Origin of the sequence: Niveispirillum lacus (assembly GCF_002251795.1) — a bacterium.
Classification (GTDB): domain Bacteria; phylum Pseudomonadota; class Alphaproteobacteria; order Azospirillales; family Azospirillaceae; genus Niveispirillum; species Niveispirillum lacus.
On the sequence record NZ_NOXU01000029.1, the window covers coordinates 67,599 to 81,737 of the forward strand.

A 14,139-nucleotide genomic window follows, 5' to 3' on the forward strand; every position below is an offset into this window, starting at 1 on the left:
ACGCCCCCCGGAATGACCAGCAACCCCGACCCACTCCACGAGATCGAGATTTTTCGGCAGCACTACCCCGCCGTCACGGCCGTGGATGTGTTGCTGCCCGATCTGTGCGGGGTGTTCCGGGGTAAACGGGTGCCGATTGATGAGGTGGCGAAAGTATGGAAGGAGGGTGTGGCCTTTCCCGGCTGTACCTTCGCTGTCGACATCACCGGCGACACGGTGGAAGAGACCGGCATGTCGGTGGAAAAGGGCGTGCCCGACCGGATCTGTCGACCGGTGGCAGGCACCCTTGCCCCGGTTCCCTGGGCGGCCAAGCCGCTGGGACAGGTGATGCTGTCGATGCGCGATGGCGACGGTTCCCCCTTCCCCTATGCGCCGCGCGCCCTGGTGGAGACCCTGGTCGCGGAACTGTCGCGGCGTGGACTGACGCCCATGGTCGCCATCGAACTGGAATTCTACCTGTTCAACCGTGACCGGGCCGCCGATGCGCCGCCGTCCCCCCCAGTATCGAAACGCAGCCGCCTGCCCCAGAACCGCACCCAGGTCTATGGCCTAACCGAACTGGAGGATTTCGAGGAGGTGCTGGACGAGATCACGGCCGCCGCGCAGGCGCAGGGTATCCCGGCCGGCACCGCCATTGCTGAATACGGCCCTGGTCAATACGAAATCACCCTGTCCCACCGGCCCGACGCCTTGCGCGCGGCCGACGATGCCGTGCTGTTTAAGCGGGCGGTGCGTGGTGTTGCGCACAAACACGGGTATGAGGCGAGCTTCATGGCCAAGCCCTATACCGATCAGGCCAGCAGTGGCATGCATATCCATATGAGCGTGCTGGATCAGGACGGACGCAACATTTTCGCGGACGCGTCGCCGGAAGGGTCCACTGCGCTGCGGCATGCCATTGGTGGTATGGCGGCCATCATGCCGGCCTGCATGGCGTTGGCCGCCCCCGGCGCCAATAGCTGGCGGCGGTTCCAGACAGGGTCCTATGCGCCCACGGTCATTGGCTGGGGGGTGAATAACCGCACTGCGCCGTTGCGCATCCCAGCGGGCGGGCCGGACAGTCGGCGGGTGGAGTACAGGATCGCTGGCGCCGACGCGAACCCCTACCTGGTGCTGGCTGGCATGCTGGCAGGCCTGCTGCACGGGTTGGACGGCAAGATAGATCCCGGCCCGGCCCTGGAGGGCAACGCCTATGAGGCTAAGGCCCCTCGTCTGCCCGATGAATGGGGAATGGCACTGGACCTGTTCCAGGGATCAGCGGAGCTGCGCCGCTGGCTGGGTGCCGCTTTTGTGGAGACCTATGCCATCACCAAACGCGCCGAACGGGCCAAGTTCAACCAACGGGTCACGCCGTTGGAATGGGAGTGGTACCTGCGGGGATGATGGGGCTGTCCGTGACCCTTCCTGACGCGTAAGGCCAAGGAGGGGTCACGGAAACATCCGGTCCGGATGACAAGCCACCCCCCAGATCAGGCCGCCGCAGTCAGGTCGCTGAGCTTGGTCAGCAGGTAATCCACATCGTCGCTGGCCAGTTCTTCAAACTGGGTCAAGATGCGTTCCAGCATGCGACGGCGGTGACGTTCAAGGTCATGATCAAGACCGTCGAAGTCTGTCTCGTTGGCGACATCCAGGGCGATACGCAGCGGCGGGTACAGTTTGGGGGGCAGACCCGTGCGGTCGAACAGGGATTTGAGGCCCAGACGGCCCGCATCATGGATCAGCAGCCGGGCATTGTTGATCGGCACCTGCCCCAACTGCGCCATGGCCATTTCAAAGAATGGCACATCGCCCATACACAAGGCCCGCAGCAGTAGAGAGGGGGTCAGGCGGTGGCTGCGGCGCAATTGCACCACCAGCTTTTCCAGATCCGCATCACCGGCCCCGCCGACCAGACCATAGGTCGCCTTTTCCCGCGTCTGAATCACGATGTCGGCGGCGACATCGTTGGGCAGTTCATGCTTGGCGACCAACCGTTCGCGCAACTGTTCAGAAACCAGCGCCACCAACCGCTCGGCCACAGTAACCGGCAGCTTGGCCCGGTTGATCATGGGACCGGCCACGGCTTCACTGTCCGGGAACCGGTCCAGCGCCTTGACCAGTGCCTGCTCGCCAACCGCCGCCGTCTCATTCGACATCAAGGTTGCGACAGCCTTTTCGCTGCCGCGTTCCACCAGGGCATCGGCCACGGATTCGGTCACGTTGGGGCGTTTGGCCACCGCCGTCTGCTTTTCCGACGAGCCTGAGCGGATAATCTCCACCAGATCGTCATCCGTCAGAACTGTCGACACCTCAATAAAAGGCAACGACACTTCTTCGACATCGCGCGCCATCGACATGGCGATATCGCGCGGAATGCCGGCGTTGGTTTTCAGACTTTCGGCCAGGGCAGCGCGCACACGGGTTGTCACGTCGCGCGCCATGATGCGCACGATGTCCTCTGCCAGCACCCTTTCCGACGCGGTGAGGTCCGTCGCGGAAAAATGCTGGGCAACCTTCCCGGCCATCTCGGCGCGGGTATTGGGCGAAGGATCGGTCAGCAGCCGCTGAACATCCTGTTGGGACAACTTGTCGGACATGGGGTGGACAAACCCTCCCTGAGACGACGGGGCGAAAACATGGCGGCATGACGCACAGCAGCCAAGCGTCGCTCCTGTTCCATTAACATTTAGTGCAAGGCGCTGCCAATTGCGAACGCCAAAAACAAGAACAAGCCGAAACAATCTACCCGTGGCACGCAGAGCGGACGGACACCATCATCCAGAAGGATAGGTGTTTTCCTCTCGGTGGCGGATGGCGGCGATCCATCGACGCGATCCACCGCTGATCCTTGCCGAATCGCCCGGTCAGCGTTGGATCGGCCCCGTAGCAGCAAAAGCAGCGGCGGCCGCGGGGTGCGGCGGGGCCGTCCGGGCACGGTCGGCCATGGTGTCCCTTGTCAGCCCATTAAAGACCGGATGTTGCTCCACCAGTTCCGACCGTTCCTCCAGCAACACCCGAACCACTTCGCGGATTGTCTCATCGGGCACATCGGCGCGGGTGACCAACGTCGCCGCCACCCCGATGCTGCTTACCGCCTCCTGCACACCGGGATAGAGGTTTGCGGGAATGTCGGCAGGGGTCAGGTCAGGGCGCTGTGACAGCAGCTTGTCGATGCCGGGGCCGGCAACTGCCAGCGGGACTGCACCGCACTGGACCGTGGCCTGCATGACACTGGCGTTCGGGTGGCCGACAGCAAAAAAGGCGGCATCGAGTTGCCCGGCGCACAGGGCGGCCAAGGCAACATCCGGCGCCATGTCGGCATCATCGGGCAAGCGTACCCCCGCCGCACCGATCACCAGATCGGACAGGTTGCGCAGCGCGGACCCGCGTGGACCCAGATTGACACGTTTGCCCTTCAGTTTCGACAGATCGTCGATCTCCGCCTCCGGACGGACCAGAAGGGTGATGGTTTCCGCATGCAGGGTGGCAACCGCCCGCAGTTCCTTGAACGGACCAGTGCCGCTGAACCGGCCTTCGCCCCGAACGGCCACAGCCTGCCAGTCAGACTGAATCAGGGCCAGATCAACATCACCCGACCGCAGCGCGGCCAGATTCTGTACCGGTCCGTCCGTCGCTTCCACCAGACACCGCAGACCATGGCGGGGGCGTTCCTGGTTCATCTGACGGCAGAGGGCGCCGGCCACAGGATAATAAAGCCCGGTTACCGTCCCGCTGGCGACAAGGACCGTTTTCGGCCCCGGCTGCGGCTGCTGGGCCATCGAGGGAACGGCGAGCAGCACCGAAAGGGTCAGGGCTGCGGCCAGGGATGGAAAGGCGTGAAAGGTCAAACGTTTGGTCCTCACTCAACGGCTGGAGGCCGGCTCGGCCGCCCATGCCAGCGGATAGGCATCCACATTGGTCACACCCTGCTGCAAGGTCCATTCGACGATCCGACGCAGCACGGCCCCTGTCGCCAGATCAAAGGCACGGATAATGTCCTCCAGCGCCGGACTGGCGGCGCGCACCGTCGCTTCAAATGTATCGCCGGCCACAATGTTACGGCGGGGCAGACGCACCAGCTTGGCATTGATCCGCACCATGGCCTCCGGTGCGGTCTCGCGCGAATCCTGGCCTTTATAATTGGCCTGAAAGTCACGCAGGTCGGCCTTCAGGATGAAGTCGGCGCGCAGACCCGACCGTTCCACCCCGACGGCCACGATGCGGCGGCTGTTCTCAAAACTCTCGACCAGCAGATTCTGCATCATCTCCGGGGCAGTGTCGGCCCAGGTTGCGCCCGAATAATAGGTCATGCGGTTGGAAGTTTCGCCCAGCATGATGCGTGGCGTGTCGATCGCAGCATTGGCCAGCGGCGTTTCAACCAGCAACTGCCAGGGTGCCCGTGCCAGACCGGCGGTGAATTCCCGAGCCGGGGTCAGCACGAAAATCTTCTGCGGCTTGCCCCCGGTCAGCAGGGTAGCCGGCGAACAGGCCGCCAGCGGCACGGCAGAGCCAAGGGCCAGCAGGTGGCGGCGGGTCAAAGACTTTGGCAAGGTCATTCCGCTTTCACTCCGCTATTGCCGCCGAACAGAAGATCGGTTGGATCGCGCTCCAGCCGGCGCGACACACGGCTGAGGTTATTGGTCAGGTCCTGCAAATGGATCAGCAATTGCGACAGGTCATAAAGACCCGTCGCGGTGAAATCGCGGATCGGTTCGCGGTTCTCTTCGATCATGCCGGCAAGTGAGGCCGACAATCTGTTGATTTCCTTACTGGTCTTGGCCAGTTCGGCTGTGATTACGGTCGTATCGCGCCCGACCTTGCCCACCGTATCATTGGCCGTGACCATCAGCACTTCCGCTTGTTTGCTCAATGTGTCGGCGTGTTGGCGCAGATCAACGATCAACAGATTGGCATTACGCATCGTGTCATTGGCATTGCCCGATGCCTGGGCCAGATTGGCCAGCAGGGTACCGATGGATTTCTGGTTATCATCATTCAGCAACAGGGTCAGGCGCTCAGAGATCTTCATCAGATTCTCCAGCACCTCCGGCGCCTTGGACAGAACGGCGGCAATGGAACTGGGGCGCGAGGGAATGACGGGAATCCCGCTCACCTTTTCGCGCAGCAGCGGCGCCTCCTTGCTGCCGCCGGCAATTTCCACATACACGCCGCCCGTCACGCCCACCGGTTCCAGAGAGGCAATGGCATCCGTCTTGATCGGCGTCTCTTCCGGCACCTCAATGGTCAACCGAACTTCTTCCACATTTTCCGGATTGATACGGATATCGGTAACGGTGCCGACATTGACGCCGCGATACCGCACCGGCCCGCCCTCCACCAACCCGGTCACGGTGCCGGTGACCATGATATGGTAGGGCTGGATCGCCTTATCGAACTGAACCTTGGCCAGCCAGATGATGAAGATGAACGCCGCCGCGGCCAGTGCCAGGACAAAGGCACCGACAGCCGTGTAATTGGCCCGTGTTTCCATGCCCTAACTCCCTTTCGCCGCATTGGCCGCCCGACCGCGGGGCCCATGGAAATAGTCGCGGATCCAGGGGTGATCCTGCCGCAACAGTTCGTCAATCGTACCGATCACCAGCTTCTTGTCCACCAGGACAGCGATGCGATCACAGATCGCATATAGACTGTCCAGGTCATGGGTGACCATGAAAACCGTCAGTCCCAGGCTTTTCTGCAACGACCCGATCAACTCATCAAAGGCCGCCGCCCCGATCGGGTCCAGCCCCGCCGTCGGTTCGTCCAGGAATAATATTTCCGGGTCCAGGGCCAGCGCGCGGGCCAGACCGGCGCGCTTGCGCATGCCGCCGGACAGTTGCGAAGGGTATTTGCTACCCGCATCCGGGGCCAATCCGACCATAGCCACCTTGACCTGCGCGATCTCATCGACCAGGTCAGGCGGCAGGGCGGTGTGTTCCTTGAGCGGGACCTTGATGTTTTCCAGCACCGTCAGCGAACTGAACAGTGCCCCATCCTGAAACAACATGCCCCAGCGGGCCTGCAGGGAAAGGCGCTCTCGCTCTGACAGGCGGGCCGTATCCTGGCCCAATACCTGAATGGTGCCGGCCGACGGGTCCATCAGGCCCACAATCTCGCGCAGAAGCACAGATTTGCCGGTGCCCGACCCACCAACCAGACCGATCACCTCGCCCTTCTGCACATCCAGATCGACACCATCATGTACGACCTGCGCACCGAAGCGTGTCTTCAGACCCCGGACCGAAATAACAGGCGCCGCCATGTCAGATCCCGATATAGGAGAAAAGAACGGAGAAGGCGGCATCCAGCACAATCACCAGGAAGATGGAAACAACCACCGACCGTGTGGTCAGAAGGCCCACGCTTTCGGCACTGCCGCTGACCCGCAGCCCTTGATAACAGCCCACCAGGGCGATGACAGCGGCGAAGATCGGCGCCTTGACCAGGCCAACAAACAGGGTGGTGGTACTCACGGCAACCTGCAGCTGCCGGGCAAACTGCACGAAATTGATGTCGAGATAGGCATAGGCCATGACGGCCCCACCAGCCAACGCCACGACATTGGCGAAAAACCCGACCAGCGGCAGGGCGATGATCAGCGCCAGCATACGTGGCAGCACCAGCATCTCCACCGGGTCCAGGCCCAGGGTCCGCATGGCATCGACTTCCTGATTGACCTTCATCGTCCCGATCTGGGCCGTAAACGCGGAACCGGAGCGGCCAGCCACAATGATCGATGTCATGAGGATACCGATTTCGCGCAGGACACCGATACCCAACAGGTTCACCACATAGATTTCGGCACCGAAACGACGAAGCTGATCCGCCCCCTGGTAGGCCAGAACAATACCGATCAGGAAAGAAAGCAGGCCGACAATGGGCAGGGAGTTCAACCCAACCTGCTCCAGATGAAAAAACAGGGGTTTCAGGCGGATACGCTGCGGCTCCCGTAACAGACGCAGGGCCGTCACCGTGACCAGACCCAGAAAGTTTAGCATCGACAGCATCTCATGCCAGATGCCGATCGTTGCGCGACCGATCTGGTCGGCCAGCGGGAAGGCCGGCCCCTTTTCGACCGTCACCTGGTGGCGCGAGGCCACGCCGGCGGCCGCCCGCTGCACATCCTTCAGCAAAGCGCACAGATCGGCGCGCGCACCGACCACGGCGACGACATGGCCCTGTTCCCGCAGGCGGCGGATCAACCGGTCCAACAGCAGGGCCCCGGCCGTGTCCAGCGCCGTCAGGCCCGAGAGGTCCAGACACACCGGCACTCCCTTACGATCGGGCCCCCGATTGCGCAACTGCGGCCCCAGCCGTTCAGCGGACGCGATATCCCAGCGACCGGCCGCAGCCAGGACAAACTGGTTTTCTTCCCATGCGGATGTGATGGTTCCGGTCTGCACGTTCCTGGTCCATGGTGCGCTGCATCGAAAGGGCGACGCACCCCGCCAATTGACATTAACCGTTATGGACGGTCAACAGCCGGCACGCGGCCTGCCGCGAAAGGATGGGTCGGCCATGGCCCGAATGTAGGGAGCACCCGCATCATACCCCTTGTTACCCAGCCCCACCGGGATGCCAATGGCGCAGCAGGCGTCGCTGTATCCCGGTCAGGACGGCAAAGATCAGAATACCCAGCACTGACAGCAACGTCAGCGCTGCGAAAAGCCGTGGCATGTTGAGGCGGTTTCCCGCCTCAATGACCCGCCAGGCCAGCCCGGTGGCGGTACCCGATCCCGCCACAAACTCTGCCACCACCGCCCCGATCAAGGCCAACCCGCCAGAAATACGGGCGCCGGCCAGAATGTAAGGTAAGGCCGACGGCAGTGCCAGCCGCCACAGCACCTGCCACCGGCTGGCCCCATACAGTCGAAACAGGTCCCGAAGGTTGGGGTCGACAGCCGACAGCCCCGCCGTACTGTTCGACAGGACGGGAAAGAACGCGACAATCCACGCCAGGATCAACAAGGCCAGATTGACCCGTTCATACCCAACCCAGATCACCACCAGCGGCGCGATTGCCACGATGGGGGTCACCTGCAGGATAACAGCGTAGGGATAGAGAGCAGCCTCCAACGCACGGGACTGTTTGAACAGCACTGCCAGCCCGACACCAGTGATCAGGGCCAGCAGGAAGGCCTGGACCGTGATGATCAGGGTGATCCAACTGGATTGCAGCAACAGGGGCGCATCATTCCACAGCGCCGTGGCAACGGCGCTCGGCGGCGGCAGCACAAACACAGGAACATCCCGCAGCCTGACCACCAGCTCCCAAGTCAGAAGAAACAGCAGCCCGACCAGCGGCGGCAGAAGACGACGCATCCAGAGCCTGTTCATATCAGCGCCCCCATGGCCCGGTGCAGCCGGTCGGAGACATCGCGGCACAGCGCACCATAGGCCGTACCAGTACGCACTGACAGGTCGCGCGGCCAAGGCAGCTCGACCGTAACCTGCTCCACCACGCGTCCGGGGCGCGGGCCCATGATGGCGATGCGCCCTGACAGATACACACTTTCAAACACGGAATGGGTGACAAAGATCGCTGTGAACCGCTCCCGCTCCCACAGGGCCAGAAGGTCGTCATTCAGCTTCAAGCGCGTGATCTCATCCAGCGCCGCGAAGGGTTCGTCCAGCAACAGCAGTCGCGGCGCCGTCACCAGGGCGCGGGCCAGGGCCGCCCGCATTTTCATGCCGCCCGACAGCTCGGCTGGAAATGCCCGCAGGAAATCACCCAGCCCGACCCGCGCCAGCCCGTCCTCGGCGCGCTCCTGGGCTTCGGCCCGTGGCACACCGGCCAGATCCAGCGGCAGCCGGACATTGTCGATGATCCGGGCCCAGGGCATCAGTGTTGGTTCCTGAAACACAAACCCCGTATCACCGCGTGTGATCGGCCGCACCCGCTCCACCCCCCCGGTCGTCGGCGCCAGCAGCCCGGCAACCAGCCGCAGGATGGTACTTTTGCCGCAACCGCTGGGCCCCAGCAGGGACAGAAACTCCCCCTCGCCCACCGCAAGATCGACATTGTCAAGCGCCCTGGTGCCGTTGGCATAGGTCAAGCCCAGGCCGCGCAGGCGCAGAAGGTCACCGCTCACGCCGGCATCCCGCTGTTTTGCCACCCTGACGCATCCGCTGTTCCCCTTCCAGTTCGAGCCTGATATTAGCCCGGCACGCGCTTTTGTCGAGCCGATGGACGAGAAACCCATGATCCCCTCCCCCCATTTCCAGATCCTGGTGCGTGAGGTGGCGGTGGCACTGCCGGTCGGCGGACGGACAACAGACCTGGATGTCCGCGTCAATCTGCGGCTGGGCACCAGCGTCACCGGACCTTTCACGGGCGACCCCGACGATATCAACCTGACGGTCGATTATTCGTGCATTGTTCGCCACATCCTGGGGCCATTCCGTGATGAGGGGCCGTTTGTCGATGCCGACACCCTTGCCCGAACGCTGGGCCGGTTCATCTTCGCCTTTGACGGCCGTATCCTGACCCAGAGGATCGGTATCCACAGCCCCGCCGACCCCGGCTTTACCTGTCAGATTGAACTGGAGCGCGATTGATGTCGCAAACGCATGCCGTTCTGGTCACCGGCGGCGCCCGCAGACTTGGGGCTGCCATGGCATTGGCCTGCGCCTCGGTTGGCATGGATGTGGCCATCCATTACCGCACCGAAGGTCCAGACGTGACCAGCATGCTGGCCAGCCTGCGTGACCTGGGCGTTCAAGCTGTCGCCATTGCCGCCGACCTGGCCGATCCGACCCAGGTGCCAGGTGTGGTGCCGGCAGCCGCCGCCGCGTTGGGCCGACCGCTGACCGCTCTGATCAACAGCGCCTCCATCTTTGAATGGGATGACATTGCCACCTTGTCCGCAGATCGGCTTCTGGCACATTTTCTGCCCAACAGCGTGGCCCCGGCCCTGCTGTCACAGGCCCTTCTGGCGCAACTGCCCGAAGGCGTGACCGGTGCCATCGTCAATATTCTGGATCAGAAACTGGCCAGCCCGCATGGTGACCATCTCAGTTATACCTTGTCCAAATATGCCCTGATGGGGTTGGGCGAAGTGCTGGCCCGGTCAGGCGCCCCCCGTGTGCGGGTCAACGCCATCGCCCCTGGCTATGTCCTGCCCGCCCCCGGACAGGCCCAGGCGGAGTTCGAACGGCTGCATGCACAGAACCCGCTGCGGATCGGACCCGGCGCCGATGATATCGCCAAGGCCTGCCTTTATCTTCTGCAAAGCACCGTGACCACCGGTCAGACCCTGTATGTCGATGCCGGGCTCCGCTTCGCCGGACTGGAAAAGGATATCAGCTTCTATTGATACGGGCGCCATCTGGTACTAAAATATAGAATGTCGTTTCACATTCTGAAGTTCGACCGGCGCGAACGCCGGTAGTGCTGGAGCCCTGAACCCTCATGATCATCTCCTCCACCACTGATTTCCGGGAGGCTGCCCGCCGCCGCCTGCCGCGCTTTCTGTTCGATTATGCTGATGGTGGGGCCTATGCCGAGGAGACGCTGCGCCGCAATGTCGATGATCTGTCGGGTATCGCCTTGCGCCAGCGGGTACTGCGTAATGTCGAGGGGATATCGCTGAAAAGCACCCTGTTCGGCCAGGAGATGGGTATGCCCGTCGCGCTTGGGCCCGTCGGCATTGCCGGCATGTATCATCGCCGCGGCGAGGTGCAGGCGGCGCGCGCCGCCAACAGGGCGGGCCTGCCCTTCTGCCTGTCCACCGTATCTCTGTGTCCGCTGGCCGAGGTCGCGGCCGGAACCGACGGGCCACTATGGTTCCAGCTTTACGTGATCCGTGACCGTGCCTTCATGCGCGACCTGCTGGCCACCGCCAAGCAGCAAGGGGCCAAGGCCCTGGTCTTCACCGTCGACATGCCCGTACCGGGCGCGCGTTATCGCGACGCGCGCTCGGGCATGTCCGGGCCCCACGCCCCGCTGCGCCGTGTGCTGCAGGCCATGGGAAAACCCGGCTGGGCCTGGGATGTCGGGGTCAATGGCCGCCCGCATACGCTCGGCAATCTCAAGCCGGTGCTGGGCGACAAAAGTGGCTTGAACGATTATATGGGCTGGCTGGGTGCCAATTTTGATCCATCCATCGGCTGGGCCGATCTGGACTGGATTCGCCAGGGGTGGGATGGGCCACTGATCATCAAGGGTATCCTGGACCCCGATGATGCGCGCGAGGCCGCCAGGATCGGCGCCGACGGCATCGTCGTCTCCAACCATGGCGGGCGGCAGTTGGACGGGGTACTGTCATCCGCCCGCGCCTTGCCGGCTATTGCAGACGCTGTGGGCGACCGGCTGACCGTGCTGGCCGATGGCGGCGTGCGGTCGGGACTGGACGTGGTGCGCATGCTGGCGCTGGGCGCGCAGGGTGTGCTGCTCGGCCGCGCCTGGCTCTATGCGCTGGCTGCCCGTGGTGAGGCCGGCGTGGCGCAACTCCTGGACCTGATGGCCAAGGAGATGCGTGTGGCCATGGCTTTGACCGGCGTGCGGGAAATCAAAGAGATCAATCGCTCGATTCTGGCTTGAACAGGCGTGCCGGGGGGCCAGAAACCGGCGGCGGTCAGATTTCGACATGGCCGCCCAGTTCGACCACCCGGTTCAGCGGCAGATGGAAAAAGTCGGCCGTGGTTGTGGCGCTGCGCATCAGAAAGGCGAACAATTCCTCCCGCCACGGCGCCATGCCCGGTTCCGCCGATGGCACAACTGTCTCCCGCGTCAGGAAATAGGAAATGCGCAGCGGTTCGTAATCGAACCCCAGATCCGTTCGCTTGGCATTGGCCAGCGCCTTGGGCACGTCCGGATCATCCATGAACCCACAGGACATGGTGACACGAAACACGTCGTCGCGCAGTTTCTCCGACACGATCCGCTCACCGATGGGCACGCGCGGCCGTTCCGTCACCTTGACAGTCATGAGAACGACCCGCTCATGCAGGACATGATTGTGCTTCAGGTTGTGCAGCATGGCCAGGGGCACGCCGTCCGGGTCGGTGGTCAGGAAAATGGCGGTACCCGGCACCCGTGTAATGCGCGCTGACAAGGTCTCCAGGAACTGTTGCAGCGGCAGGGCGCTGGCCCGCAGCTTTGCCTGCAACAGATTGCGACCCATCTTCCAGGTGGTCATCAGCGTAAAAGCCAGGACACCAGCGGCCAGCGGGAACCAGCCGCCATGGGTGATCTTGGTCGCCGTCGCCAGGAAATAGGCGGCATCCACCGCCAGCAGCACCACAAAGAAGCCGATGGCAAACTTGCCGTTCCAGCCCCAATGGTTAAACGCCAACAGCGCCACGAGCGTCGTGGTGATCAGCATGGTCCCGGTGACAGCCACACCATAGGCTGAGGCAAGGTTCGTCGAACTGCCGAAGCCAAGGACCAGCGCAACCACGGCCAGCATCAGGGCCCAGTTCACGAAGGGCATATAAATCTGACCCCTCTCCTTCTCGGAGGTATGGATAATGCTCATTCGCGGCAGGTAACCAAGCTGAATTGCCTGCCGGGTGACCGAAAAAGCACCAGAGATTACGGCCTGACTGGCGATAATGGTTGCCAAGGTCGCCAAGACCACCATGGGCATGGCCGACCAGGACGGCCCCAGGAAAAAGAACGGATTGACCGCTGCTTCCGGGTTGGACAGCAACAGGGCTCCCTGTCCGAAGTAATTCAGCATCAGGGCCGGCCAGACCAGCATGTACCAGGCCAGCCGGATCGGGGTCCGACCGAAATGCCCCATATCAGCGTAAAGCGCCTCCGCCCCCGTTACCGACAGAACCACCGATCCCAGTGCCAGAAAGCCGATCCAGCCGTCATGGGCCAGGAAGGCCAGGGCGTAATGGGGGGAAAGGGCGGCCAGCACGCCTGTTGCCCTACCAATATTGCTGATCCCCAGAACAGCCAGGACCACGAACCAGATCACCATGATGATCCCGAACACACTGCCCAGAGTGGCTGATCCCTTGGATTGTAGGGCAAACAGCGCCACCAGGATCACAATGGCGATGGGAACAGTCCAGGGCGCCAGATGCGGGGCGGCCACCTGCAACCCTTCCACTGCCGACAGCACGGAAATGGCCGGCGTGATAGCGCTGTCGCCATAGAACAGGGCGGCGGCAAAGACGCCCAAGGTGCCGGCCAGAACGGTCATGGCAGGGTTGCCGGCCAGAGCCTTTTGCAACAGGGCCAGAAGGGCAAAGGAACTGCCCTCCCCCTCATTATCGGCGCGCATGATGATGGCCACATATTTGACGGATACCACCAGCAATACGGTCCAGAAGATCAGCGACAGCACGCCCAGGACATGCATACGGTCCACCGGCAGCGGGTGCGGCCCGGCAAAGGCTTCTTTCATCGCGTAAAGCGGGCTGGTGCCGATATCGCCGAACACCACCCCGATCGCCGACAGGAGCAGCAGGCCAAAAGACGAACGCGGCGCACCATGCGCCACATTGGCGGACTGTGCCAAGAGCATCCCCCATCCCATGTTGCAGTGCGAACGCTACGCCCTTCGACCCAAACGCGCAAGAAAGCCAATGACGGTCTGGACGGGCGGTAGCGGCGGCGGTAAGACAGGCCATGGACACGGGCACGGCAACAAACGCGTTTCCCCGCCGCCGGTTTTTGACCCTGGCGGCAGCGGGACTTGCCATGTCTGCTGGCCCGGCCGACGCCTTATCCTTGGCGGGCACAATTTGGGAAGAAACCGGGCGGCTGGCCCGCCTTGATCCCTATCTGCTCTATGCCGTGTCTTATGTCGAAAGCCGGATGGACCGCCGCGGCCGTACAGGTCCGTGGCCCTATGCGGTGCGCACCGTGACCGACTCCTACTACCCGGCTGATTTCGGGGCAGCCATGGAATTGATCCATCGACTGCCGACGGAGGCCGTGAAGGACGCCGATCTAGGCTGGATGCAGGTCAATGTCCGCTGGCACGGGCACCGGGTGCCCGATATCAGCCACCTGCTGCACGCAGAGATCAATTTGCGGGTCGGCGCAGGCATTCTGCGGGAAGCCCTGGACAGCCTGCCGGATGACCCGGCCCTGGCCGTCGGCCGTTACCATACATGGATGGATGTGCCCCGCGCCCGGGCCTATGGCGCACGTGTTATCGCCTTGCGAGACCGGTTGCGGGCGACGTAAGGGCTGCCCTG

14 protein-coding genes are annotated in these 14,139 nt (G+C 63.0%); 5 read left to right on the forward strand and 9 right to left on the reverse strand.

Annotated features, from left to right (window positions below; translation table 11 throughout):
- Positions 1-12: 12 nt before the first annotated feature.
- Positions 13-1,383 (forward strand): glutamine synthetase family protein, encoded by a 1,371-nt coding sequence (locus tag CHU95_RS11820; RefSeq protein ID WP_094456554.1) that lies wholly within the window; start codon positions 13-15, stop codon positions 1,381-1,383.
- An 86-nt stretch (positions 1,384-1,469) separates the two neighbouring features.
- On the opposite strand, the gene spbR is transcribed toward CHU95_RS11820, so the two are convergent.
- From spbR to CHU95_RS11860, 8 genes are all read right to left on the reverse strand, one after another.
- Positions 1,470-2,576 (reverse strand): SpbR family protein, encoded by a 1,107-nt coding sequence (gene spbR / locus CHU95_RS11825; RefSeq protein WP_094456555.1) that lies wholly within the window; start codon positions 2,574-2,576, stop codon positions 1,470-1,472.
- 267 nt (positions 2,577-2,843) lie between these two features.
- Positions 2,844-3,827, reverse strand: coding sequence for a TAXI family TRAP transporter solute-binding subunit (locus tag CHU95_RS11830; protein ID WP_094456556.1), 984 nt, complete (start codon positions 3,825-3,827; stop codon positions 2,844-2,846).
- 15 nt (positions 3,828-3,842) lie between these two features.
- Positions 3,843-4,535, reverse strand: coding sequence for an ABC-type transport auxiliary lipoprotein family protein (locus CHU95_RS11835; RefSeq protein ID WP_094456557.1), 693 nt, complete (start codon positions 4,533-4,535; stop codon positions 3,843-3,845).
- Positions 4,532-5,470: an MlaD family protein gene (locus tag CHU95_RS11840; RefSeq protein WP_094456558.1), complete on the reverse strand. Its 939-nt coding sequence runs from the start codon at positions 5,468-5,470 to the stop codon at positions 4,532-4,534. The genes CHU95_RS11835 and CHU95_RS11840 overlap by 4 nt, the downstream gene beginning before the upstream one ends.
- 3 nt (positions 5,471-5,473) lie before the next feature.
- Positions 5,474-6,241, reverse strand: coding sequence for an ABC transporter ATP-binding protein (locus CHU95_RS11845; protein ID WP_245838178.1), 768 nt, complete (start codon positions 6,239-6,241; stop codon positions 5,474-5,476).
- A 1-nt stretch (position 6,242) separates the two neighbouring features.
- Positions 6,243-7,382 (reverse strand): ABC transporter permease, encoded by a 1,140-nt coding sequence (locus CHU95_RS11850; protein ID WP_245838181.1) that lies wholly within the window; start codon positions 7,380-7,382, stop codon positions 6,243-6,245.
- A 154-nt stretch (positions 7,383-7,536) separates the two neighbouring features.
- The gene (locus tag CHU95_RS11855) at positions 7,537-8,316 is read right to left on the reverse strand and encodes an ABC transporter permease (RefSeq protein WP_207762472.1); all 780 of its coding nucleotides are present in this window, start codon (positions 8,314-8,316) and stop codon (positions 7,537-7,539) included.
- Positions 8,313-9,071, reverse strand: coding sequence for an ABC transporter ATP-binding protein (locus tag CHU95_RS11860; RefSeq protein WP_245838182.1), 759 nt, complete (start codon positions 9,069-9,071; stop codon positions 8,313-8,315). Before CHU95_RS11860 ends, CHU95_RS11855 begins: the two co-directional genes overlap by 4 nt.
- 109 nt (positions 9,072-9,180) lie before the next feature.
- Between CHU95_RS11860 and CHU95_RS11865 the strand changes: the two genes are divergently transcribed.
- The 3 genes from CHU95_RS11865 to lldD all read left to right on the forward strand — a co-directional run bounded on the left by CHU95_RS11865 (position 9,181) and on the right by lldD (position 11,521).
- A complete protein-coding gene (locus CHU95_RS11865; RefSeq protein WP_094456563.1) occupies positions 9,181-9,537 on the forward strand; it encodes a hypothetical protein in 357 nt (118 codons plus the stop codon).
- The gene (locus tag CHU95_RS11870; RefSeq protein WP_094456564.1) at positions 9,537-10,295 is read left to right on the forward strand and encodes an SDR family oxidoreductase; all 759 of its coding nucleotides are present in this window, start codon (positions 9,537-9,539) and stop codon (positions 10,293-10,295) included. The genes CHU95_RS11865 and CHU95_RS11870 overlap by 1 nt, the downstream gene beginning before the upstream one ends.
- Before the next feature lie 95 nt (positions 10,296-10,390).
- Positions 10,391-11,521 (forward strand): FMN-dependent L-lactate dehydrogenase LldD, encoded by a 1,131-nt coding sequence (lldD, locus tag CHU95_RS11875; protein ID WP_094456565.1) that lies wholly within the window; start codon positions 10,391-10,393, stop codon positions 11,519-11,521.
- 34 nt (positions 11,522-11,555) lie between these two features.
- On the opposite strand, the gene CHU95_RS11880 is transcribed toward lldD, so the two are convergent.
- Complete coding sequence (locus CHU95_RS11880; RefSeq protein ID WP_094456566.1) at positions 11,556-13,460, reverse strand: potassium transporter Kup; 1,905 nt, start codon at positions 13,458-13,460, stop codon at positions 11,556-11,558.
- A 176-nt stretch (positions 13,461-13,636) separates the two neighbouring features.
- Here CHU95_RS11880 and CHU95_RS11885 point away from each other — a divergent pair, with 176 nt between their 5' ends.
- Positions 13,637-14,128, forward strand: a complete 492-nt coding sequence (locus CHU95_RS11885) for a lysozyme family protein (protein WP_165772135.1) — start codon at positions 13,637-13,639, stop codon at positions 14,126-14,128.
- Positions 14,129-14,139 lie beyond the last annotated feature (11 nt).

Excerpts from the sequence above, each read along its gene's own strand:
- CHU95_RS11820 (WP_094456554.1), top strand. The coding sequence starts at position 13 with ATGACCAGCAACCCCGACCCACTCCACGAGATCGAGATTTTTCGGCAG.
- spbR (WP_094456555.1), bottom strand. The coding sequence starts at position 2,576 with ATGTCCGACAAGTTGTCCCAACAGGATGTTCAGCGGCTGCTGACCGAT.
- CHU95_RS11835 (WP_094456557.1), bottom strand. The coding sequence starts at position 4,535 with ATGACCTTGCCAAAGTCTTTGACCCGCCGCCACCTGCTGGCCCTTGGC.
- CHU95_RS11840 (WP_094456558.1), bottom strand. The coding sequence starts at position 5,470 with ATGGAAACACGGGCCAATTACACGGCTGTCGGTGCCTTTGTCCTGGCA.
- CHU95_RS11845 (WP_245838178.1), bottom strand. The coding sequence starts at position 6,241 with ATGGCGGCGCCTGTTATTTCGGTCCGGGGTCTGAAGACACGCTTCGGT.
- CHU95_RS11855 (WP_207762472.1), bottom strand. The coding sequence starts at position 8,316 with ATGAACAGGCTCTGGATGCGTCGTCTTCTGCCGCCGCTGGTCGGGCTG.
- CHU95_RS11865 (WP_094456563.1), top strand. The coding sequence starts at position 9,181 with ATGATCCCCTCCCCCCATTTCCAGATCCTGGTGCGTGAGGTGGCGGTG.
- CHU95_RS11870 (WP_094456564.1), top strand. The coding sequence starts at position 9,537 with ATGTCGCAAACGCATGCCGTTCTGGTCACCGGCGGCGCCCGCAGACTT.
- lldD (WP_094456565.1), top strand. The coding sequence starts at position 10,391 with ATGATCATCTCCTCCACCACTGATTTCCGGGAGGCTGCCCGCCGCCGC.
- CHU95_RS11880 (WP_094456566.1), bottom strand. The coding sequence starts at position 13,460 with ATGCTCTTGGCACAGTCCGCCAATGTGGCGCATGGTGCGCCGCGTTCG.
- CHU95_RS11885 (WP_165772135.1), top strand. The coding sequence starts at position 13,637 with ATGTCTGCTGGCCCGGCCGACGCCTTATCCTTGGCGGGCACAATTTGG.